The organism is Komagataeibacter diospyri, from assembly GCF_043995075.1.
Classification (GTDB): Bacteria; Pseudomonadota; Alphaproteobacteria; order Acetobacterales; family Acetobacteraceae; genus Komagataeibacter; species Komagataeibacter diospyri.
In genome coordinates this window covers 2,540,855-2,561,893 of the sequence record NZ_CP171836.1, presented here as the reverse complement: position 1 = coordinate 2,561,893, position 21,039 = coordinate 2,540,855, and the positions used below count along the sequence as shown (strand labels likewise).

Genomic DNA, 21,039 nt, shown 5'->3' with positions numbered 1-21,039 from the left:
CATGCACCCATCCGGGGTGTGGGTGACCGTACTGGGAGTAAGGTGATGCATACGCTCACGCTTGTTCTTGCCACTGCCGCCATCGTGGCGGGGATGGCCGCCTCGGACGACCTGCGCCACAGAACAACGCAGGTCAGCGAAACCTGTGTCCTGACCTGCATGCTGCGGTCAGACCTGCGCTGACAACCCGCTTTCCCATGCCGGGAACCACTCCAGCATGGATTGCGGCCACGTACCACAATCTCAACAGCTCCTGAAATCAGGGGCGACCATAGCAGGCTGTGCCGTATCAGATCCGGGCCGGGCCAAGGTTTCGCCCTCCCGATCGGGTCGAACCGGTACGGGCATGGGCAGTTCGTTGACGGTGACGATACGCCATCCCTCCGGCAGGCGTTCAATCACGCTCAGCGCCAGGTTCTGGATGGAAAAATGCAGCGCCGTTTCCGCATGGATACGCAATGCATGGGCCAGTGCTGCGCGAATGGCACCCCCATGGCTGACCACTACCATGTCCTGCCCGGCATGTTCGGCCGCCAGACGGTCAAGACACGCACCCACACGGGCACAGACCTGCACCATGCTTTCGCCGTCCGGCGGCAGTTCGGTCGCGCTGACGGACCAGAACGGGTGCGCAGGCAGGCTCAGCCTGTCGGGCAGGGTATCATGTGTAATGCCGTGCCATTCGCCCATGGACTGTTCGGTCAGACCCGGCTCGACCTGCCAGTCATGCAGGCCGTAGCCCGCCTGCTGGATGGCGCGCGCCGTCTGCTGTGTGCGCGACAGGGGGGACGTAAACCATAATGCCGGGCGTGGCAGACGGCGCGCCAGGGCTTCATACATCCAGCGCTGGGCCACAAGGCTGTCCGGACACAGGGGCACATCCATCGCGCCATACAGCCGCATGCGGGCGTTCTGTTCCACCAATGCGTGACGGATCAGCCAGAAGCGGGTCACCCCTTTCTGCAGCTGGGGGGTATCAAGGAAATTGCCGTGGTTGGTCTGTATGCTCACGCTGGACATCCATTGAACGGGTAGGTCATGAAAACTCAGGCAGGCAGAATGGCCCGCGCCTGCCAGCCACGCGGCAGGTAGGTCTGTACCGGTGCCGCCGTGCTGAGCTGCGACCAGTGCCGCAGGATCAGGCTGATCTTGTCGAGAATCCGACCCACATTACGCACTTCGCGCCGCAGACGTTCTGTCGGGTCCATGCCTTCATGCGACGGTTCCCCCGCGACCAGCCGGGCGCCCGCGGAAATACGCAGCGCCCCCACGATCACACCGGGCAGGCCGGGATGCGCCAGCGGCACGGGCTGGCCCACATGACACAGCACGCTGGCAATGGCCGCATCTGGATCATCGGGCGGGATCAGGCCGGACAGGTCGGTGTTGAGCCAGGCATAAAGCCGCCGCGCATCCGGCAGGGCCAGCGGATGGAAAGTCTCCGTGTCACTGCCCGGCGTCCGCACGAAAAAGCAGATGATGGTCGGCAGGGTGTCCCATGCATTGTCCATGGGCGCACGATCGGGACGCACCGGGGGCAGGATTTCCAGCGCGGAGTCCGCCATGATACGGGCGGTGACAGCAGACAGGAAACCGTGCAGCCGGTCATGGATCACCGCGCGCGGAATGCGGCTGATCGCGGTCATTTCCGCCAGTGCTGCGCACCAGCGCAGGATCAGCCCGATATTATGCCCCGCAGGCAGCGCGGCCACCGCCCCGCCCTGCGGCCATGCATGGCGGTAGCTGTAATCCCCCAGCCCCACGGGTACGGGACGCGGGCCATCCAGCCTGCGCCGCACGGCCGCAGGCAGCAGCAGCGCCCCACAGAACGGCGGGCCGGTAAAGAATTTGGACCCTGTGACCATGACCATCCAGCCCCGGTCCAGATAATCCCGCACCCGCAGCGGGTCCAGCCGGGCCTGACACGCATCCACCACCACATCGGGACAATCTTCCGACCTGCCAACCGGCGCGCAGGCCTGTTCCAGTGCAGCCAGTCCCGGCGCCAGCAGTCCGGTCTTGGACAGATCCAGCCGGTGCAGCAGCACATGTCGATCCGCCGCGCGCATTTCATGGGTCAGGCGACAGGTCTCGGCATCGACATCCGCAGCCGGGCGCACATGACCCGCCGCATCACGCATCGGCACATTCACCACCAGCGTATCCGTGGGGAAACCCGCGATGGACGCGCCGCGTGTCACCGGATGGCCAAGGGCGGTGTCATTGGCGAAATGACACCCCATGGCGGCCAGCGGTACGCCGCTGCCGGTTTCCTCCGGCGCGAGCAGGATATTGCTGACCGCCCGCCCGCCGGGCGCAAGGCACGCAAGCGCCAGCGCATACAGTTCACAATCCGTGCCCGATGGGGCCAGCACGACCCCTTCCCCCGCTTCAAGGCCGAAATGCGCGCCAATGCGGGCCTGTATGTCCCCGTCCAGCGTCCGCGCGGCATCCTCGCCCCGCCCGTGCAATGCACCGGCCAGCAGGGACAGACGCGCAGTCTCCGCGCCCGCAAAACCCCGTTCGGACAGCGACGACGCGGTGGAGGACGCAAAGGTGATGGCCCATGGCCGGGGCCGGTGCGAACAGCCGTAATGGTTCAGCCCCGTTACCGGATCCACGGCCAGACGGGCATCGCCGCCCGTGGCCATCAGGCTTTCGGTCGGTCCCAGCATGGACCATAGGGCGCATAGTGCGTCATGCAGCGCACCAAAGGGGCACGATCCGTCCGGTAACGATACGGCAGGCTGCAACGGCGCAAGGACGGACCATATCTGACGCAGGGCCGTGGCGGAGGGTACCTGCGCCACCGCCATCTGTGGTACCCATGCCGCCGGTGCATCCATATCCGACCGACCGGTATCAAGATACCAGAACAGGGCCGCCGTACGCGCGGCACAGAAGGCCGCGCACAGGGCTTTATGCGGCGCAATTTCCAGCAGCGGGGCCAGTTCCAGCGCATGCCGCAGGAAAAAGGCCGTTTCCTCCTGCTGTCCCTGCGCAGGCAGTCCCAGCACAATGGCCCCGTCGTGCTGGACCCGAAACGGCAGGTCCAGCATGGGGTCCAGCGTGATCTGCCGCTCACCCGCAATCACCCGCAGGTCCGGTCGTTCCAGAACGCGCAGCAGTTCCTGCGTCAATGTGTGGGCGAACACCGTGTCACTTCCTTTTCCACGTTGTCAGGTGGCACGGTCCAGCCCGCCTGATCCATGATACGGCGCATATGCTCCGGTGGCATGGCCGTGGCATGCACGGGCACATCCAGTGGCAGAAGGATGCTCCGGCTCATGAGATGTAGCGCCCCCGCGTTGCGTGCGCCATAGCGCGTGTCGCCCCGTATGGGACACCCGATCGCAGCGCAATGCGCGCGGGCCTGATGGGTGCGCCCGGTTTCCAGAACCAGTTCCAGCCAGCTTACGGGCATCCCCGCATCATCACGCCCCGTCGCCCGCACGTGCCAGCGCGTCCGGGCGGGCTGGCCGCCGGTTTTCACTGGCTGCATCCGCCACTGTCCACCCTGTTCCACCCGCGCAAGCGGCATATCAATCACACCCTGCGCGGCATCGGGCGTGCCCTGCACAATGGCCCAGTAGGTCTTGCGCGCCCGCCCCGCCGCAAAACATGCCTGCACCGCAACCAGCGCCTGCTTGCGCAGGGCGATCACCAGGCAGCCCGACGTATCCTGATCCAGCCGGTGCGCAAGCCACGGCCCGTTGCGGTGTCGTGACAGGGCTGGAAACCAGTCCTCGACACTCGCCCCCCCGGCGCGACTCGGATGGACCGGCAGGCCCGGCGGCTTGTCCAGCACGACAAGCCGGTTATCGCGGTACAGGACCGTAAATGGCAGGGCGACAGGCGCCTGCCCCGCCCCGCGCTGCATGGCGAGGGGCTTCATTCGTCTTCCGTATTCCGGCGCATCAGGACTTCGCGGCGGCCAACATGGTTGGCCTCGCTGACCAGGCCTTCCTTTTCCATCTGCTCTATGATCTTGGCCGCACGGTTATAGCCGATCGACAGGTGGCGCTGGATAAAGGAGGTTGACGCCTTGCCTTCACGCGCCACGACCTCCACCGCCTGCGCGAACAGGCCATCTTCTTCTGCCCCACCTGCGGGGGCCGCGAAAGGTTTGCCGGAGCTGTCTTCTTCCTGTGGAGAAATGACATCATCATCATAGATCGGTTCACCCTGCGTGCGCAGGAAGGCGACGACGGCCTCGACCTCGCTATCATCCACGAACGGGCCATGTACGCGTGTGATCCGGCCACCTGCCTGCATGAACAGCATGTCTCCGCGTCCCAGAAGCTGTTCGGCCCCCTGCTCGCCCAGAATGGTGCGGCTGTCGAACTTGCTTATGACCTGAAAGGAAATACGGGTCGGAAAGTTCGCCTTGATGGTGCCGGTAATCACGTCCACCGACGGACGCTGGGTGGCAAGAATCAGGTGAATGCCTGCCGCGCGTGCCTTCTGCGCCAGACGCTGCAGAAGGGCTTCGATTTCCTTGCCCGCCACGATCATGAGGTCGGCCATCTCGTCCACCACGATGACGAGGTACGGTAGGGAATCGAGGGCAAGCTGCTGTTCTTCAAACGTGGGCTTGCCGGTTTCGGGATCATAGCCGGTCTGGACGCGCCGGGTCACGATTTCACCACGCGCGCGCGCTTCGGCCACGCGCTCGTTATAGCTTGCGATGTTACGCACCTGCAGGTGCGCCATGCCGCGATAACGACGGTCCATTTCCCGCACGGCCCATTTAAGTGCCGCAACAGCCTTGGCAGGTTCCGTCACCACAGGCGTCATGAGGTGGGGAATGCCTTCATAGATCGAGAGTTCAAGGATCTTGGGATCAATCAGGATCAGGCGGCACTGCTCGGGCGACAGGCGATAGAGCAGCGACAGGATCATGGAGTTAACGCCCACCGATTTGCCTGACCCGGTGGTCCCCGCGATCAGCAGGTGCGGCATGGCGGCGAGATCGCTGTAAACCGACTCGCCCGCAATATCCTTGCCCAGCGCAAGGTTGAGGCGCGCACGCGCATGCGCCCATTGCGGGTCCATGAGCAGTTCGGAAAAATAGACCGTCTCGCGTCTTGTATTGGGCACCTCGATCCCGATCACGTTGCGACCCGGAACGGTTGCGATACGCACGCTGAGCACCGACAGGGACCGCGCCACATCATCGGCCAGGCCAATCACACGGGCCGCGCGGATGCCCGGTGCGGGCTGGAGTTCATACAGGGTTACCACCGGGCCTGCGTGATAGGCGACGATTTCACCCTGCACCCCGTATTCCGACAGTACGGTGACAAGCTGGGTCGCATTGGCGTGCAGCAGTTCCTCGGTCGGCTTGGTGGCCTCGTTCGATGGCGGCGGCCTGAGCAGCGACAGCGGCGGAAACTGCCATTCCGGCTGAGGCGGGGGCGTATAGGTATCGTCCGTCTGCACTGCAGGCGTTATGGGGGCATAATCCGGTGTGCTCGCCACCGGTTCCTCCGCCACCCGCCCCGCGCCGGAGAAAAAGCGTGACAGCAGTGTCGGGCGCGCGGGTTCCTTCGCCGCCGTCGGCAGGTCATCATGCGGGGATGCAATGACGGGCTGGATATCCTGCGCGTCCGTATCCTCATGCCACGGCACCTGATCAGATACCGGCGAGGGGCCGCCCATCAGCAGGGGCTGGGTAATTTCCTCATCCATGCCCGGCGGGTGCATCCAGCTGGTCTGTAGCGAAACCTGTGCGGGTTTGCCGCCGTCCACCTTGCGACCACCCAGTGCCGGACGCGCAGTCTCCGGTTTTGTGGTGGGTGCGGGCATGTTCTTCTGCCCTGACGGTGTGGCCGCCTTTGGGTCGACCATGGGCATCATGGCCGTACCGGGTGTTGCACGCCCTGTGGCCGGTATAGGGTCCGTCCCCGTTTTCTGGCCCGTATCGACAGGCGGCGCATGGAAGGGAGATGGATCCCGTGCTGCGGCCCCTCCACCGGAATACGGCGTAACAGCCGGAGTCGTACGCTGCGGGCGGTCGGGATACGGGGCCGGATCCGGCATGGTCCGCGCCTGCGCCTTTTCCCCGGTTACCCGCCGTAGCCAGATGGCCAGAACCATGGGCTGACGCAGCAGGATCCTGATCCCGCGCCCAATCCCCCGCCATTCGGACAGGGACAGGGCAAGGGCCAGCAGCACCAGCAGCCCCCCCAGCACCAGCCCCAGCAGCCAGACAACAGGCGGCCCGCCCCGCCCCACGAAAACCGTGGCAGCCTGAATGGACATGTGCGCCACTGACAGGCCGACAGCCCCGCCCGGCCCGGCCTGCGTCGGCCATAGCGGGGTCTGGAGTGCCGGTAGCAGCAGCGGCACGGCAGCGATGTCCGCCGCGATGACCGGTAGCGCGCAGACCAGTGCGATGATACGCAGTAGGGCCGATGCCAGGCCATGGTGCCGGATCAGCCGCCATCCCCATGCCAGCAGGCAGAAAATGGCGAGGACATCCACGATCCCGAAATTCTGGAGCATGAAATCAGCCATGTACGCACCAGGCCGCCCCAGCAGATTGTCAGGCGGCTGCGCACTGGACGTATTGGCCGACGGATCGCGGGGATCATAACTCCACAAGGCAATGGCAAGACACAGCGCCAGACTCCACAACCCCAGGCCCCCCGCTTCGGTCAACCGGTCGCGCAGGCGCGACCGCACCGGGTCAGAAGACAGCGAGTCAGGGACAAAACGGCTGAAAATCGCCAAAAATCCATATCCTGATCATAGAGACCCCGGCATGGGCATACCAGCCGGGACCGAACGCACACGGGAAGCGACCATTTCACTTCATGGCCGCCATTTCCGTCAAACGGCACCACTATAACCCCGTCCACCCCATAGACAGAAGGCCGCTGGCAAAAATACGGCAATCAATTATGCCGCGTCTTCCGCCCCATGTCGCCATGCATACAGACATGCAGCCCCATGCCTGCGTTCAAGCAGAAGCCGGTCAGCAGCCACCGGGGCGGATTCCGCTGCCGCCGTTTCAACCACTACCAATGTTGCGGAATGCAGCCAGCCGCCGCGTTCCAGCACCGCCAGCGCGCGGACTGGCAGGTCCTGATTATAGGGCGGGTCCAGAAAAACCAGATCCACCGGCCCGGCTACCCCCCGTGGCGGCAGGCGCAGCATATCCATTGCACGGATCGTGGCGCGATCACCCATGCCACAGGTCGTAACATTTTCACGCAAGGACCGCAGGGCAGCACGATTCTGTTCGATAAACACAGCACTGGCGGCACCGCGTGACAGGGCTTCCAGCCCCAGCGCCCCCGTGCCCGCAAATCCGTCCAGAACGCGCGCACCACGCAGGCGGTCTGTTCCCGCCCACGGCGCATGGGCCAGCGTATCAAACAGCGCCTGCCGCACACGGTCCGCCGTGGGGCGCGTGGCCTGTCCCAACGGAGCATGCAGGGTGCGGCCGCGGCATTCACCCGCGATAATACGCATTACGCCCTGCGCTGTGACTTGGCGGGGGGCAGGCCGGGCACCTGTTCACGGATGACCTTGCCGGTCACTTCCTCCAGCTCGCCACGCTGCAGCGTGCCAAGCTGGAACGGACCGTAAGACGTGCGGATCAGACGACTGACATGCAGGTTCAGCCCGCGCATGACCTTACGGACCTCGCGGTTCTTGCCTTCACGCAGGGAAACGGTCAGCCACGCATTATCCCCCTTGGCGGAATCCAGCTGCGCTTCGATCGGGCCATAACGCACGCCTTCGAATTCGCTGCCATGGGCAAGGGCAGCCAGCATCCGTTCATCCACCACCCCGAACACACGCACGCGGTAACGACGTATCCAGCCATTGCTGGGCAGTTCCAGCCTGCGGGCCAGTTCGCCATCATTGGTAAGAAGCAGCAGCCCCTCACTGTTCAGGTCAAGCCGCCCCACACTTATGACGCGCGGCAGTCCCGGCGGCAGGGAATCGAATACGGTCGGGCGGTCTTCGGGATCTCGATGGGTTGTCACCAGACCATCTGGCTTGTGGTACCGCCACAGCCGCGTGCGGTCAGGCGCGCTGACCACGTTGTTGTCCACCTGAACGATATCACCAGCATCCACAAACGTTGCCGGATGGGTGACCACCGCACTGTTCAGCCTGACCCGGCCTTCGGCAATCATGCGTTCCGCATCACGTCTGCTGGCGACGCCGGACCGGGCCAGCCACTTGGCGATACGGTCGCCCCGTTCCAGGGTAGACGGTGGGGAATGGTCCTGTGTCATGTTCGTATCTGCCTCGCAGCGTCGATCAACCCTTCGAACAGGAGACGGTCTCCTGCCGATATGCCAAATTCCGGATGCCACTGCACCCCGATGCAAAATGGATGGCCGGGCAGTTCAATGGCCTCGACAATCCCATCAGGCGCTGTAGCACAGATCACCGCACGTCCTGCATCCCCTACTGCCTGATGATGGGATGAATTCACTGCCAGCCGATCCTGCCCCACCAGCCGCGCCAGATGCGTGCCGGCAACCACGTTCACCGCGTGTCCGGCCTCATCCCGCGGATTGGGCTGCTCATGCGCAAGGGCTGCGGGATAGGTATCGGGAATGTGCTGCACCAGCCATCCCCCCATCATGACAGCAAGAAGCTGCATGCCGCCACATATACCCAGAATGGGAATGCCCCGCGCCATCGCAGCGTGAATCAGGTCCGTTTCCGCCACGGTCCGCCGGGGCTTGGTCTGCACGCTGGCATGCTGGTCGGATGCACCGTACAGGTCAGGCGGCACGTCAAACGCGCCCCCCGTCACCACCAGACCATCCAGTCGTGCGACCATGGCCGCCGCCTGCGACGCGTCATGACCCAGGGCGACCGGCAGCCCACCGCACGCCGCAATCATGTCCATGTAATTCTGACGGATCGCATACCATGGAAAGCGGGAATACCCGGCCCTGTCTTCCGTTGCGGGCAGTTCGCTGTCCAGCGTGACCCCGATCAGGGGAAAATGGGATTTCATCCCGCCTGCCCATATGACTGTTTCAAAAGTCTGCTCACGAAATATCCTGCAGATCAGTAAGAAAGTTTTTGGTGACGCTTCGCCCTTTTCGACAAAAGGGACACCCGGAAACGTTCACTACTTTTTTTATCGACGGGTGTTCCTGAAACAATCCTTAAAGGCATATCCGGTCAAAAGGAATGACGACGCCCCGCCCCCATGTGCCATTGCCCGATATACCGCCGGGTCCGGAATACAAAAAATCCCCACCGGCAATGCCTTGATGGGGATTTCTGTAATCCTGTTAACCCTATGGTGGGCGCACAAGGGCTCGAACCTTGGACCCGCTGATTAAGAGTCAGCTGCTCTACCAACTGAGCTATGCGCCCACAGGGTTACCCGCTTGGGTGAGAGGGCTTCTAGCAGTCACCCTGTTGTCTGGCAAGGGGAATTTTTGACTTTTTTAAATTCCTACTGCTGCAGCAGGCGCAGCAGGCCATCGAACTGCTCCAGCGAGCGGTAATCAATCCGGATGCTGCCGCCCTTCCCGTCAAAGGCAATCTGTACCTTCAGCCCCAGTCTGGCGGCAAGGTCACGTTCCAGCGCGGTGATTTCAGGATTGCGGGCTGCTTTTTCCGCCTTGTCGCGCGCAGCGGCAGTCTTACGTTCCTGCTGCCTGGCCAGGGCTTCCGTCTGCCGGACATTCAGCCCCTGCGCCAGCACGACCTTCAGTGCTGCAACGGGATCGCTATGCGCCAGCAGGGCACGGGCATGTCCCGCCGAGAGGCTTTGATGACGTACCGCATCCCGCACGGGCGGTGGCAACTGCAACAGGCGCACCATATTGGCTACATGCGGACGGGACTTGCCAATGGCGCTGGCCAGTTCGTCCTGCGTCAGGTCATAGTCATCCAGCAGGCGCTGGAGGCCTTCGGCTTCCTCAATGGCGTTGAGGTCGGCACGCTGCAGGTTTTCCACCAATGCCGCCGCCATGGCGTCCCCGTCATCCAGCGGACGGATATGGACGGGCACATCATGCAGCCCCGCAATCTGTGCGGCACGCCAGCGACGTTCGCCCGCAATGATCTGGTAAACCCCCTTACGCCCGGGATGGGGACGTACAAGGATGGGCTGCAGGATGCCACGCACGCGAATGGAACTGGCCAGTTCATCCAGCGCGCCGGGTTCCATCTGCTGACGTGGCTGGAAGGGGCTGGGCTCCATGACATCAACCGGCAGACTGGAAATGGCTTCGGGCGTTTTGCGTGCTTCCACAGCCGGTGCGGCGGGTAGCATGTTGACCTGTTCACCCAGCAGGGCTGCCAACCCGCGACCGAGCCGGGGACGACCGGCATCCTTCCTGGTTTTCATAAGCTGGTCTTCCCTTTCTGCACGGCATGCAGCCCCAGACGCTCCGTGACTTCGATGGCAAGCGCCTGATAGGCCTGGCTGCCGGACGAACGCTGGTCATAATTCATGACCGGCTGTCCATGACTCTGCGCCTCAGAAATCCGGATATTGCGGGGAATGAGGGTTTCCATCACCCTGTCCCCGAAAAAACTGCGGGCATCATCGGCCACCAGTTCCGACAGGTTGTTACGCCGGTCATACATGGTCAGCACAATACCATCGAGCTTTAGCGCCGGGTTAAGTGACTGCCTTACACTGTTGACGGTCCGTACCAGCTGGCTGATCCCTTCCAGCGCGAAGAATTCACATTGCAGCGGCACAATCACGGATTGCGCCGCCACAAGGGCATTGAGGGTCAGCAGGCCGAGACTGGGCGGACAGTCAATCAGGATAACATCATATTCCGCCCCGACCTGCGCCAGCGCATCCTGCAGGCGGTATTCACGCCGGTCGGACATGACCAGTTCCAGTTCCGCCCCCGCCAGCTCCGTATCCGCCGCAATCAGCGACAGGCCGGGTACGGCGCTGGGCTGCACCACGGCGGCTGCGCGCGCACCGTCTTCCAGCATGGCGTAGGTGCCGCTTCGACGGGCATCATACCCCACACCAAGCCCGGTCGAGGCATTGCCCTGAGGGTCCATATCGACAAGCAGGGCCTTCAGCCCCGATGTCGCCAGAGCCGCCGCCAGATTGATGGCCGTGGTTGTCTTGCCCACACCCCCCTTCTGGTTGGCCAGCGCAATAATGCGGGGGGAAGATGCAAACCCGCTTCCCGTATCATTCATTGTTGTGGTCTCTGACACGCCTGATATCGCTCAATTCTAGAATCACACCATCCGCATTCGTGCGGCTTGGAATCCGGGTTGTCGCCATGCGCCAGTCTGCGCTGGCTGTCGTCAGTTCATCTTCCGCATTCCGTCCTTTCAGAAACAGGCAGAAGCCATCGGGCTGCAGGAAGCGTGCCCCCCACTCCAGCAGGCGCGACAGGGGCGCCAGTGCGCGCGCCGTCACGACCTGCGCGGGCGGCACATCGGCCACCTCCAGCCGCTGTGCGCAGACACGGACCTGCACACCTGCCATCCGTGCAGCTTCGCGCAAAAAGGCAGCCTTGCGCTGGTCCGATTCGATCAGTGTCACCTGCGCATCCGTGGCACAGGCGATAACCAGACCGGGGAACCCGCCACCAGACCCCATATCCACCAGACTTACGGGACCGGGGGGAATCAACCGCGCCAGCTGCAGGCTATCAGCAATATGACGCGACCATAAATGCGGCAGATCATGGGGCGAGACAAGATTGATCCGCTGGTTCCACCGCAACAGGATATCGGCATAGCGCTCCAGTCTGTCACGTGTTTCACGTGAAACATCGGGCACGTCCATCATACCGCAACCTGCCTTTGCCGTACATGCGCCAGCAGGGCAACCAGCGCCGAGGGCGTAATGCCGGGAATGCGCTGCGCCGCGCCAAACGTTACAGGCCGGACGCGCGCAAGCCGTTCCTGCATTTCCGTGCTCAGGCCACCGACCTGACCATAGTCCAGATCCGTTGGCAGGGCCATGCGCCCTTCACTGGCAAGCTGGCGGATTTCGCGATCCTGCCGGGAAATGTAGCCACTGTAGCGGGCTTCGGTCGCCAGATGCTGGGCAACACGGGACGGCAGGTCTGCAAACCATGGCGCGATCCGGACGAGTGTTTCGTGCGATACATCCGTGGCCAGCACATCCACAAGCGAGCGCGCACGCCCATCGGCCGAAACATTTACCCCCGCCCTGCGCAATGTTTCCGGGTTGTAGGTTTCACTATGTGCACGCTCTGTGGCGACCTCGATCGCCGCACGATCCGCACGGTATCGTTGTGCGCGCGCATTCCCTACGCAACCCCATTCCAGTCCACGCGAGGTCAGCCGCAGATCGGCATTATCAGCCCGTAAGGTCAGGCGATATTCGGCACGGGACGTAAACATGCGATAGGGTTCGGACACGCCCTGCGTGGTCAGGTCATCGATCATCACGCCGATATAGGCTTCTCCGCGGTCAAGCGTCACACCATCCTGCCCTGCTGCACAACGGGCGGCGTTCACCCCTGCCAGCAGTCCCTGCGCCCCAGCTTCCTCATATCCGGTCGTGCCGTTGATCTGACCGGCAAGAAACAGGCCTGGCATGGTTTTCAGTTCCAGCGTGGGAGCCAGTTCGCGCGGGTCCACATAATCATATTCCACCGCATAGCCGGGCCTGACGATCCGGCAGTGTTCCAGACCGGGGATACTGCGCAGCATTTCCACCTGCACGTTTTCGGGCAGGCTGGTGGAAATACCATTGGGGTAGACCAGTTCTCCATCGGGTGTACCGGGCAGGCCTTCGGGCTCAAGGAATATCTGATGGGATTCACGCCGCGCGAACCGCACGACCTTATCTTCGATCGACGGACAATAGCGTGGACCGCGCCCTGATATCGCCCCGCCATACATGGCGGAAAGCTGAAGGTTTTCGCGTATGATTGCATGTGTGCGCGGCGTGGTGGCCGTGATACGGCACGACACCATGGGGTTCGTAATGGCATCTGTCATGCGGCTGAACGGTTCTGGCACGGCATCGCCCCTGTCTTCGGCCAGAATATCCCAGTCGATACTGTCGCGCGCGATGCGGGCCGGTGTCCCGGTCTTGAGCCGTCCCATGCGCAGCCCCAGTGCCGCCAGACGTTCCCCCAGTGCATTCGCGGGTCGGTCCCCAACCCTTCCTGCCGGCTGACTGTCATGTCCGACATGGATCGTCCCGCGCAGGAAAGTGCCCGTTGCCAGAACCACCGCACCGCAGGTAAAGGTACGACCATCCTCACAGACAACGCCCTCGACCCGGCCCTGCCCGTCAACCAGCAGATCGCCCGCCGCCCCTTCAACAATATCCAGCCCTTCGGTCCGGGTCAGCAGGTCCTGAATGGCCTGACGATAGAGCGAACGGTCCGCCTGTGCGCGCGGACCATGCACGGCAGGCCCCTTGGAACGGTTCAGCAGCTTGAAATGAATTCCGGCCCGATCAGCCGCAATCCCCATCAGGCCGTCAAGCGCATCGATTTCACGCACAAGATGGCCTTTGCCAATCCCGCCAATAGCCGGATTACAGGACATGATGCCAATCGTATCCAGCCGATGTGTCAGCAGCATTGTTCGCGCACCCGTGCGCGCGGCGGCGGATGCGGCTTCACATCCCGCATGACCGCCACCCACGACAATCACATCATATACGCGACTCATTCCGGCACTTCCTCTATTTGCCAATGCAGAACTGGCCAAACACCGTATCAAGCAGGGCTTCCACATCCACAGCCCCCGTCAGGCGCCCAAGGGCGCGCATGGCCAGACGCATTTCCTCCCCGCGCATTTCCGGCCACGCCATTGTCTGTGCCCGACCAATATGGTGTACCGTTTCCTCTATCGCGGCACGATGCCGCGCACGGGTAAACGGTGCGCTGGCACGATCAGCAGTCAGGGCGCGCGCCCTGTCAGCCAGAATACCTTTTAGCACATCCATGCCCGAACCGGTGATTACACTGATCCCGATCACGCCATCAGGCGCGGGCGACAGGTCGGTCTTGTTGCATACCATTATACCATCCCCCTCCAGCCTGGATGGTGGAGAATTACCTGCAAATACATGTACCACGCAATCCGCCTGTTTCACGTGAAACAATGAACGGCGCACGCCTTCGGCTTCAATCTCGTCATCGGTTTCTCGCAGGCCGGCCGTATCGACCAGCGTGACCGGCACATCCCCCATGACAACCCGGATCTCAATCGCATCACGCGTTGTGCCCGCCCGGGTAGATACGATTGCGGCATCACGCCCCGACAGGGCATTCAGCAGGCTGGACTTGCCAACATTCGGCTCCCCCACAATGGCGAAGACCAGCCCACGCCGCAGGCGCTCGGCCCCATCCCCTGTGGCCAGATAATCCTGCATGGTCGCATGCAGTTCCTGCAGACCGTTCACCAGCCCCTGCTCGACTTCCGGTGGCAGTTCCTCGTCAGGAAAGTCGATCAGTGCTTCCTGATGTGCCAGCAGCACACGCAGCCTGTCAGCCCATTCCTGATACAGGCGGCTCTGCGCACCATCGACCTGCGCCAGCGCCTGCCGCCGCTGGGCCTCGGTCTCAGCATCGATCAGGTCGGCAATCCCTTCCGCCTGCATGAGATCAAGACGCCCATGGGTAAAGGCGCGACGACTGAACTCCCCCGGTTCCGCAGGCCGCGCGCCCAGTGCCACCAGTGTGTCGGCCATGGCATTGATGACCGCCGGTCCCGCATGCAGGTGCAGTTCCGCGCTGTCTTCCCCCGTGTAACTTTCCGGTCCCGGAAACCACAACACCAGCGCACGATCCAGCAGAATGGGCGCATCCCCATCGCGCCGCCACAACCCGCGCAGCGAAGCGCGACGGGGTGCTGGCAGACGACCGCACAGACTTTCCAGAATTTCAGCGGTCCCCGGGCCACTCAGCCGCATGACGGCAATGGCGGCACGGGACAGGCCGCTGGCCAGTGCAAAAATAACGGGGGGATGACGATCACTTTCCTGCACAAACATCTCCATGGTGGCCATCATCATTTTGTCGGTTCCGGGAACGGCGTTATCGTTCACCTCTTTGTCCTGATCAAGGTGACACATGCCACAACTTTCAATGCATTCGCCACTAGCCCCCCTGACTGTCTCTGCCGAGGATGGAAAGATCGTGGCGCTGGACTGGGGCTGGGGCCGCGATCAGGAGGAAACGCCACTGCTGCTGGAAGCCCGCACATGGCTGGATGCCTATTTTGATGGGGAAGCCACCCTGTGCCGCCTGCCCCTTGCGCCCTATGGCACACCCGAGCAGATACGCGCATGGCAGTTCATGCAGACCATTCCCGTGGGCCAGCAGGTTTCATGGCAGGATGCAGCGCGTCTGGCTGATGTTTCGACTGACACCATCATCAGCGCCTGTTCGGAAAATCCCATCCCTATCCTGATCCCCTGCCACCGCATAGATTTTACTGGTTGTGCCCAATACGATCCAGAAACCTATCCCGGTGACGAAGGTGCGCGCGACCGGCAGTTCCTGCGCGACCTGGAGACCCTCTCCGCAACACCGCTGCCATAACCCCCTACCCCAACAGGGATTACATGACATGAATACCGTCATCCGCATCCATGAATACGGGGGGCCTGATGTCCTCCGCACCGAAACGCTGCCCGTCCCTACCCCGGCGGCAGGCGAAGTGGTGCTGCGGCAGGAAGCGATCGGGGTCAATTTCATTGATACCTATTTCCGCACCGGGCTTTACAAATTCCCTGCCCTGCCCGCTGTACCGGGTATGGAGGGCGCAGGAACCGTAACTGCCATCGGTCCCGGCGTGGAAGGCATCCGGCCCGGCATGCGGGTGGCGTATGTCACGACCCCGGGCGGTTATGCCACGTTCCGCACCATTGCCGCCAACAGGCTTGTGGCACTGCCTGATGATATTTCCGCAACAACCGCCGCCGCCATCATGCTGCGTGGCCTGAGCGTGCACATGTTGCTGCGCGAGGTCCACCGCGTCCAGCCGGGCGAGGATATTCTGGTCTATGCCGCTGCCGGTGGTGTGGGGCTGCTTATGTGCCAGTGGGCGCGTCATCTGGGCGCACGCGCCATTGGCGTTGTCTCAACGGCGGAAAAAGCAGAACTGGCCCGGGCCAATGGGGCAGCGGATGTCATCATCGGCACGGACCGCCTGAAAGAACAGGTCAGCGACCTGACACATGGCCGGATGCTGCCGGTCGTGTATGACAGCATTGGTCGCGATACCTTTGAAACCAGCCTGTCCTGCCTTGCCCCGCGCGGCCTCATGGTCAGCTATGGCAACGCATCGGGGGCCGTGACGGGCGTGGATGTCGGTACGCTGGCCTCCCATGGCAGTCTGTACCTGACACGGCCGACCCTTACGACATATATCGCGCAACGACCCGCGCTGGAACATGCAGCCAATGAACTGCTCGCGCTGGTGCGACAGGGCATTATCAAACCACGTATCGGTCAGTCCTTCCCCCTGACCGAAGCGGCACAGGCCCAGATCGCCCTTGAATCACGCAAGACCACAGGCAGCACGATCCTGATTCCCTAAATCATGGTCGAAAAATAATAGAAGTTTTTGGATGCCACCTTTTTCAAAAAAAGCGCTTCCTTCCGAAGCTTTATGAAAAAGCTTCACCAAAAACCTCTTCCTTTCAAAACAAAAAACCCCGGCCTTGCAGCCGGGGTTTTTTCAATCCGTCACGAAACAACCCGTTCAGGTATTCATCGCATCAAAGAAATCATGGTTGGTCTTGCTGTATTTCAGCTTGTCGAGCAGGAAGTCCATCGCATCCATGGTACCCATCGGGGCCAGGATACGACGCAGGACCCACATCTTGGCCAGATCGGCACGATCGACGAGCAGCTCTTCCTTACGCGTGCCGCTCTTGGTGATGTCGATGGCAGGGAATGTACGCTTGTCAGCCAGCTTGCGGTCAAGGATCAGTTCGGAGTTACCGGTGCCCTTGAATTCTTCAAAGATGACTTCATCCATGCGGCTGCCGGTATCGATCAACGCAGTGGCGATGATGGTCAGCGAACCACCTTCCTCGATATTACGGGCTGCACCAAAGAAACGTTTGGGGCGCTGCAGCGCATTGGCGTCCACACCACCGGTCAGCACCTTGCCCGATGACGGCACGACGGTGTTGTAAGCACGGGCCAGACGCGTAATGGAATCCAGCAGGATTACAACGTCCCGCTTGTGCTCGACCAGGCGCTTGGCCTTTTCCAGCACCATTTCGGTAACCTGGACGTGACGGGTCGCGGGTTCGTCAAAGGTGGAGGACACCACCTCACCCCGCACCGAACGCGCCATGTCCGTCACTTCTTCCGGCCGCTCGTCAATCAGCAGCACGATCAGGAACACTTCGGGATGGTTTGCGGAAATGGAGGACGCGATGCTCTGCAGCATCACGGTCTTGCCTGTGCGGGGGGGGGCGACGATCAGCGCGCGCTGGCCCATGCCGATGGGTGAGACAAGGTCGATCACGCGGGAGGTGAAATCGCGGTTCGGGGTCTTGCCCTTCCCCTTGCCATTGGCGGGCGGCTCCGCTGCACCACCCACGGTCGAATTCTCGACCTCCATCTTCAGGCGGCGTTCGGGGTAAAGCGGCGTCAGATTATCGAAATTGATCCGCTGGCGCACGGCCTCGGGCGGTTCGAAATTGATCGCGTTGACCTTCAGCAGGGCAAAATACCGTTCCCCGTCGCGCGGGGCGCGGATCTGGCCTTCGACCGTATCACCGGTCCGCAGGCCAAAGCGACGGACCTGGCTTGGGGAGATGTAGATGTCATCCGGTCCCGGCAGGTAGTTGGCTTCCGGTGAGCGGAGGAAGCCAAATCCGTCAGACAGGATTTCAAGCGTGCCGTCCCCGTAGATGGCCTGATCGTTGTCAGCCAGCGTCTTGAGGATCGTGAACATCAACTCCTGCTTGCGAAGAGAAGATGCGTTTTCAATGTTCAGACTTTCAGCATAAGCCAGAAGGTCTGCTGGGGATTTGGCCTTGAGTTCGGCGAGTTGCATGCAGGATATGCCTATAAGTGGGCAGTTCACGAAAGGAAAAGAGAAGCCAGCAATCAGTTTGAGAAGGCGCGCCGATAAGGGGCCTCTGACCATATTCTGATGAAACGGTTTGATGCAGCTTAACTGAGAGGTGGGAATCCCAAGCCTGCCATGGAAGTGGCCTGCTCCGGACTGCGCAGACCATATGCCTTTAATCGCCTGCCGTCAAGCATACGCATGGCCTTATGCCATGGGCGGCCGGCATCATGGTGATGATTATACTGTCATTACGGCTGTAACGCGCCATCATGTCAAAATATTCGCCTGCACCCGACCGGCGCAAACCGCATTTTCACTGATGGATGCGCATGTTCACCGCATGGCGACATGATATGGCCACCATCATGAACGGCACGGACTGATGGGCAGAACGTTCAGAACCCGATGACCGCATCCCCACCAAAGGTGAACATGCCATTATTGCGTCCACCATTGAACGGCATGGTGCCATTCAGCGCACGGTCAAAGCGTATTTCGGGACGCAGCATGAAAACCCCGATGTGATGGCCAAGCTGGGGACGGTAGCTGACACCCAGCGTCATTTCACCATATGTCGTGCCATGGCTGGAAGCGGACGGCCCAGGCACGACCGCCCCCCCCGTTCCAGCCAGCGCCTGCATGTAGGCGTTGTTCCCACGGAAAGTCGCCACCATGGCGTTATTGTTGTCGCGGTATATTTCTCCACGGTAATTGAAGGTCAGGTCACGGTTGATGCGGTAACTGAGAAAGCTTACGAAGCTTTCCGCATCCACACCGGCGAACTGCCCGCGTGCGCCAATGCCACGCGTACCCTCGTCATGCAGGTAATTGAATTCCGCAGTCAGGCTCAGCCGGTCATTCACCTGGTAATAGGCGCTGATATCATTCCAGAACCGCTGGGTATGATCGGCTTCATAATGACCAATGGCACGCCACGAATTTTCCGGCCCCACACGGCTCAGTTCCACAATGCGCAGCTTGCCATGGGCCAGATGGTTCAGGTTGAAACCGAAATACCCGGCTGGCGCGCTGTTGTTGTCCGCATGCCCGAATGATGTCTGGTTGCCGGTATCAATGCCAAATGTCACATCCACCATGGGCGTCACATGCCAGTTGAACATCGCGCCCACATGCTCGAACGGCACGGAATATTCGGATGTATAGGCCAGCGTGTAAAAAGGCCGGGAGGTCGGGTCCAGCCCTTCCACCCCCATCGGGGCCTGCAGGATGCCCGCCTGCATGTCCAGCCCGCCACGCGTAAGCCATGGCAGGTGGACATCCATGTGCGCCTGCGCAGGGATCAGCTGGTAGCGTGCATTCCATTCCCGGTCACTGATGCCCAGAACCTGATAATACCGTGCATCCGAGCCGTACATGCCCTCCAGCGTAAAACCGACCTGATATGTATTCCGGGTCGGGTCGATCGCTTTTTGCAGCGTGAATTCAGCCTGGTTCAGCTGGACCTGATTGGCATGGTCGGCAAGAAAATCGCCATAGTTGTAACCGGGCTGGGGACGCGCGGGATTGGCCATGATCCCACCTTCGATCTGCGCGCTCAGGGTAATGTCGCCCAGCCACCGGGCAAGGCCCGTGTTGCTGTCATGCCGCAGGCCGGAAAAGACATGAACCTGCGCACGCGCCGTGGTGGACAGCCCACCCAGGATACCGGTGATGACCAGAAAACATCCCAGCGTACGGTTCGGTTTCATGATGGCCTTTCCCTTCCCCGCCACACCCGGGCAGGCACCGGTAATCCGCGCGCGCTCCGGCATTCATGAATTTTCTTTTATTTCGTTTCCCTTGCCATTGAAACCTAAATCATTGAAATGATTCGATAATATAATAATCATGAAGTCGATATGTCAGGTAAAAACGACTATTTCCCCAACCACCCACGCCGCCAGAACCAGATCAGTGGCAACGCCACCGTCGCGGCCATAAGCGCCAGGGAATACCAATAGCCGTATTTCCAGTTCAGTTCGGGTATATCATGGAAGTTCATGCCATAGATGCCCGCTACCAGCGTGGGAGCTACGCCAATAAAGCTGACCACGGTCAGTATCTTCATGCCATTGTTCTGTTCGATGCTGATGAATCCCAGCGTCGCATCCAGCAGGAACTGCACCTTGTTGGCTGTCTGGGATACGAAATCGTTCAGTGAACGGATATCGCGTTCCACCGTGGCCAGCCGCGACTGCAGCCGTTCGGACAGGTCATGACGCTTGTTTTCACCCAGAAAAATGGAAATCCGCTCCAGCCCCAGCAGGCTGTCGCGCACGGATGAACTCAGATCGCCCGACCGGCCAACCCGACGCAGCATGTTGCGCAGCAGCGCGCCTGCCTGCGCCTGGCTTGGCTCCTCCGACTGGAACACATCCTTGGACATGCCATCCAGCGCCTGTCCCAGATGTTCCAGAATATCGGCCAGCCGGTCCACGATGGCTTCCAGCAGCATGATCCCCGCTTCGTTGGAAACCAGCGGGGCCGCCTGTCCCGCTACCTCCCGCGCCACCACGTCAAACGCGCTGAACCCGGTATAACGGATGGTCAGGAGCCGACCGGGCATAAGCACGAAACCCACGGGGGATACGAAAAAGTCATCCGGTGTCTTGCGCACCAGTGGCGTGGAAAGATAGACGCCATTGCCTTCCATGAAGAGGCGCGATGAACTTTCGATCTCATCCAGCTGGGCACGGGTGGGCACGCGCAGGCCTGTCACTTCGGCAGCAAGGGCCTCCTCCTCCTCGGTGGGACTGAGCAGGTCCAGCCATGCCGCACCGGCCGCATCCTCCGCAGTCGTAACGGTCCGGGCCGGGGCGCCGGGACGATGGGCTAGAAACATGGGCGGTCTTTCTGTGGTTCGGGTCGTTGTTCATCCATCATGTGACAGCAAACATGTCAAATCATGACACGCCACACGATACGGCGGGGCTGGTATTTTACCGCCATCCGGTCCAGAACCGCCTGATAAGCGGCCCGGGACGGCTGCATGATGATACCATTGAGCCACGCACCTATTTCTTGCGGAGTAGC

The 21,039-nt window shown here is 61.6% G+C and carries 18 protein-coding genes and 1 tRNA gene; 3 read left to right on the top strand and 16 right to left on the bottom strand.

Features of this window, described 5'->3' with window-relative positions; translation table 11 throughout:
• The first annotated feature begins 45 nt into the window (after positions 1–45).
• Positions 46–183, top strand: a complete 138-nt coding sequence (locus tag ACE2AA_RS12005) for a hypothetical protein (protein ID WP_395369930.1) — start codon at positions 46–48, stop codon at positions 181–183.
• Positions 184–243: 60 nt separating this feature from the next.
• Here the strand turns inward: ACE2AA_RS12005 and ACE2AA_RS12000 are convergent, their stop codons facing one another.
• The 13 genes from ACE2AA_RS12000 to mnmE all read right to left on the bottom strand — a co-directional run bounded on the left by ACE2AA_RS12000 (position 244) and on the right by mnmE (position 14,983).
• On the bottom strand, positions 244–1,020 hold the full coding sequence (locus ACE2AA_RS12000) for a histidine phosphatase family protein (RefSeq protein ID WP_395369928.1): 777 nt from the start codon (positions 1,018–1,020) through the stop codon (positions 244–246).
• 26 nt (positions 1,021–1,046) lie between these two features.
• The gene (locus ACE2AA_RS11995; RefSeq protein ID WP_395369926.1) at positions 1,047–3,155 is read right to left on the bottom strand and encodes a hypothetical protein; all 2,109 of its coding nucleotides are present in this window, start codon (positions 3,153–3,155) and stop codon (positions 1,047–1,049) included.
• Positions 3,137–3,895, bottom strand: a complete 759-nt coding sequence (locus ACE2AA_RS11990; protein WP_395369925.1) for an RluA family pseudouridine synthase — start codon at positions 3,893–3,895, stop codon at positions 3,137–3,139. Before ACE2AA_RS11990 ends, ACE2AA_RS11995 begins: the two co-directional genes overlap by 19 nt.
• Complete coding sequence (locus tag ACE2AA_RS11985; protein WP_395369923.1) at positions 3,892–6,735, bottom strand: DNA translocase FtsK 4TM domain-containing protein; 2,844 nt, start codon at positions 6,733–6,735, stop codon at positions 3,892–3,894. The genes ACE2AA_RS11990 and ACE2AA_RS11985 overlap by 4 nt, the downstream gene beginning before the upstream one ends.
• Before the next feature lie 168 nt (positions 6,736–6,903).
• Positions 6,904–7,479 carry a 16S rRNA (guanine(966)-N(2))-methyltransferase RsmD gene (gene rsmD / locus ACE2AA_RS11980; RefSeq protein ID WP_395369922.1) on the bottom strand — a complete coding sequence of 192 codons (576 nt, stop codon included), beginning with the start codon at positions 7,477–7,479 and terminating at the stop codon, positions 6,904–6,906.
• A complete protein-coding gene (locus ACE2AA_RS11975; RefSeq protein WP_395369921.1) occupies positions 7,479–8,255 on the bottom strand; it encodes a pseudouridine synthase in 777 nt (258 codons plus the stop codon). The genes rsmD and ACE2AA_RS11975 overlap by 1 nt, the downstream gene beginning before the upstream one ends.
• Positions 8,252–8,992 carry a gamma-glutamyl-gamma-aminobutyrate hydrolase family protein gene (locus tag ACE2AA_RS11970; RefSeq protein ID WP_395369919.1) on the bottom strand — a complete coding sequence of 247 codons (741 nt, stop codon included), beginning with the start codon at positions 8,990–8,992 and terminating at the stop codon, positions 8,252–8,254. The genes ACE2AA_RS11975 and ACE2AA_RS11970 overlap by 4 nt, the downstream gene beginning before the upstream one ends.
• A 292-nt stretch (positions 8,993–9,284) precedes the next feature.
• Positions 9,285–9,360 (bottom strand) — tRNA-Lys (locus ACE2AA_RS11965).
• A gap of 82 nt (positions 9,361–9,442) precedes the next feature.
• Positions 9,443–10,342 carry a ParB/RepB/Spo0J family partition protein gene (locus tag ACE2AA_RS11960; RefSeq protein ID WP_141261556.1) on the bottom strand — a complete coding sequence of 300 codons (900 nt, stop codon included), beginning with the start codon at positions 10,340–10,342 and terminating at the stop codon, positions 9,443–9,445.
• Positions 10,339–11,166, bottom strand: a complete 828-nt coding sequence (locus ACE2AA_RS11955) for a ParA family protein (RefSeq protein WP_141261555.1) — start codon at positions 11,164–11,166, stop codon at positions 10,339–10,341. The genes ACE2AA_RS11960 and ACE2AA_RS11955 overlap by 4 nt, the downstream gene beginning before the upstream one ends.
• Positions 11,159–11,767 carry a 16S rRNA (guanine(527)-N(7))-methyltransferase RsmG gene (gene rsmG, locus ACE2AA_RS11950; RefSeq protein WP_395369918.1) on the bottom strand — a complete coding sequence of 203 codons (609 nt, stop codon included), beginning with the start codon at positions 11,765–11,767 and terminating at the stop codon, positions 11,159–11,161. Before rsmG ends, ACE2AA_RS11955 begins: the two co-directional genes overlap by 8 nt.
• The gene (gene mnmG, locus ACE2AA_RS11945; RefSeq protein ID WP_395369916.1) at positions 11,764–13,635 is read right to left on the bottom strand and encodes a tRNA uridine-5-carboxymethylaminomethyl(34) synthesis enzyme MnmG; all 1,872 of its coding nucleotides are present in this window, start codon (positions 13,633–13,635) and stop codon (positions 11,764–11,766) included. The genes rsmG and mnmG overlap by 4 nt, the downstream gene beginning before the upstream one ends.
• 13 nt (positions 13,636–13,648) lie before the next feature.
• Positions 13,649–14,983: a tRNA uridine-5-carboxymethylaminomethyl(34) synthesis GTPase MnmE gene (gene mnmE / locus ACE2AA_RS11940; protein WP_395372204.1), complete on the bottom strand. Its 1,335-nt coding sequence runs from the start codon at positions 14,981–14,983 to the stop codon at positions 13,649–13,651.
• Between the two features lie 73 nt (positions 14,984–15,056).
• Between mnmE and ACE2AA_RS11935 the strand changes: the two genes are divergently transcribed.
• Positions 15,057–15,512: a methylated-DNA--[protein]-cysteine S-methyltransferase gene (locus ACE2AA_RS11935; protein WP_141261583.1), complete on the top strand. Its 456-nt coding sequence runs from the start codon at positions 15,057–15,059 to the stop codon at positions 15,510–15,512.
• Between the two features lie 28 nt (positions 15,513–15,540).
• Positions 15,541–16,512 (top strand): quinone oxidoreductase family protein, encoded by a 972-nt coding sequence (locus ACE2AA_RS11930; protein ID WP_395369914.1) that lies wholly within the window; start codon positions 15,541–15,543, stop codon positions 16,510–16,512.
• Positions 16,513–16,677: 165 nt separating this feature from the next.
• On the opposite strand, the gene rho is transcribed toward ACE2AA_RS11930, so the two are convergent.
• The 3 genes from rho to ACE2AA_RS11915 all read right to left on the bottom strand — a co-directional run bounded on the left by rho (position 16,678) and on the right by ACE2AA_RS11915 (position 20,848).
• Positions 16,678–17,988, bottom strand: coding sequence for a transcription termination factor Rho (rho, locus tag ACE2AA_RS11925; RefSeq protein WP_141261550.1), 1,311 nt, complete (start codon positions 17,986–17,988; stop codon positions 16,678–16,680).
• 413 nt (positions 17,989–18,401) lie between these two features.
• Positions 18,402–19,715: an outer membrane beta-barrel protein gene (locus tag ACE2AA_RS11920; protein ID WP_141261549.1), complete on the bottom strand. Its 1,314-nt coding sequence runs from the start codon at positions 19,713–19,715 to the stop codon at positions 18,402–18,404.
• 167 nt (positions 19,716–19,882) lie between these two features.
• Positions 19,883–20,848 carry a magnesium transporter CorA family protein gene (locus tag ACE2AA_RS11915; protein WP_141261548.1) on the bottom strand — a complete coding sequence of 322 codons (966 nt, stop codon included), beginning with the start codon at positions 20,846–20,848 and terminating at the stop codon, positions 19,883–19,885.
• Positions 20,849–21,039: the final 191 nt, after the last annotated feature.

Coding starts and splice junctions, on each gene's coding strand:
- ACE2AA_RS12005 (WP_395369930.1), top strand. CDS start 46: ATGCATACGCTCACGCTTGTTCTTGCCACTGCCGCCATCGTGGCGGGG.
- ACE2AA_RS12000 (WP_395369928.1), bottom strand. CDS start 1,020: ATGTCCAGCGTGAGCATACAGACCAACCACGGCAATTTCCTTGATACC.
- ACE2AA_RS11990 (WP_395369925.1), bottom strand. CDS start 3,895: ATGAAGCCCCTCGCCATGCAGCGCGGGGCGGGGCAGGCGCCTGTCGCC.
- rsmD (WP_395369922.1), bottom strand. CDS start 7,479: ATGCGTATTATCGCGGGTGAATGCCGCGGCCGCACCCTGCATGCTCCG.
- ACE2AA_RS11975 (WP_395369921.1), bottom strand. CDS start 8,255: ATGACACAGGACCATTCCCCACCGTCTACCCTGGAACGGGGCGACCGT.
- ACE2AA_RS11970 (WP_395369919.1), bottom strand. CDS start 8,992: ATGAAATCCCATTTTCCCCTGATCGGGGTCACGCTGGACAGCGAACTG.
- ACE2AA_RS11960 (WP_141261556.1), bottom strand. CDS start 10,342: ATGAAAACCAGGAAGGATGCCGGTCGTCCCCGGCTCGGTCGCGGGTTG.
- ACE2AA_RS11955 (WP_141261555.1), bottom strand. CDS start 11,166: ATGAATGATACGGGAAGCGGGTTTGCATCTTCCCCCCGCATTATTGCG.
- rsmG (WP_395369918.1), bottom strand. CDS start 11,767: ATGATGGACGTGCCCGATGTTTCACGTGAAACACGTGACAGACTGGAG.
- mnmG (WP_395369916.1), bottom strand. CDS start 13,635: ATGAGTCGCGTATATGATGTGATTGTCGTGGGTGGCGGTCATGCGGGA.
- mnmE (WP_395372204.1), bottom strand. CDS start 14,983: ATGATGATGGCCACCATGGAGATGTTTGTGCAGGAAAGTGATCGTCAT.
- ACE2AA_RS11935 (WP_141261583.1), top strand. CDS start 15,057: ATGCATTCGCCACTAGCCCCCCTGACTGTCTCTGCCGAGGATGGAAAG.
- ACE2AA_RS11930 (WP_395369914.1), top strand. CDS start 15,541: ATGAATACCGTCATCCGCATCCATGAATACGGGGGGCCTGATGTCCTC.
- rho (WP_141261550.1), bottom strand. CDS start 17,988: ATGCAACTCGCCGAACTCAAGGCCAAATCCCCAGCAGACCTTCTGGCT.
- ACE2AA_RS11920 (WP_141261549.1), bottom strand. CDS start 19,715: ATGAAACCGAACCGTACGCTGGGATGTTTTCTGGTCATCACCGGTATC.
- ACE2AA_RS11915 (WP_141261548.1), bottom strand. CDS start 20,848: ATGTTTCTAGCCCATCGTCCCGGCGCCCCGGCCCGGACCGTTACGACT.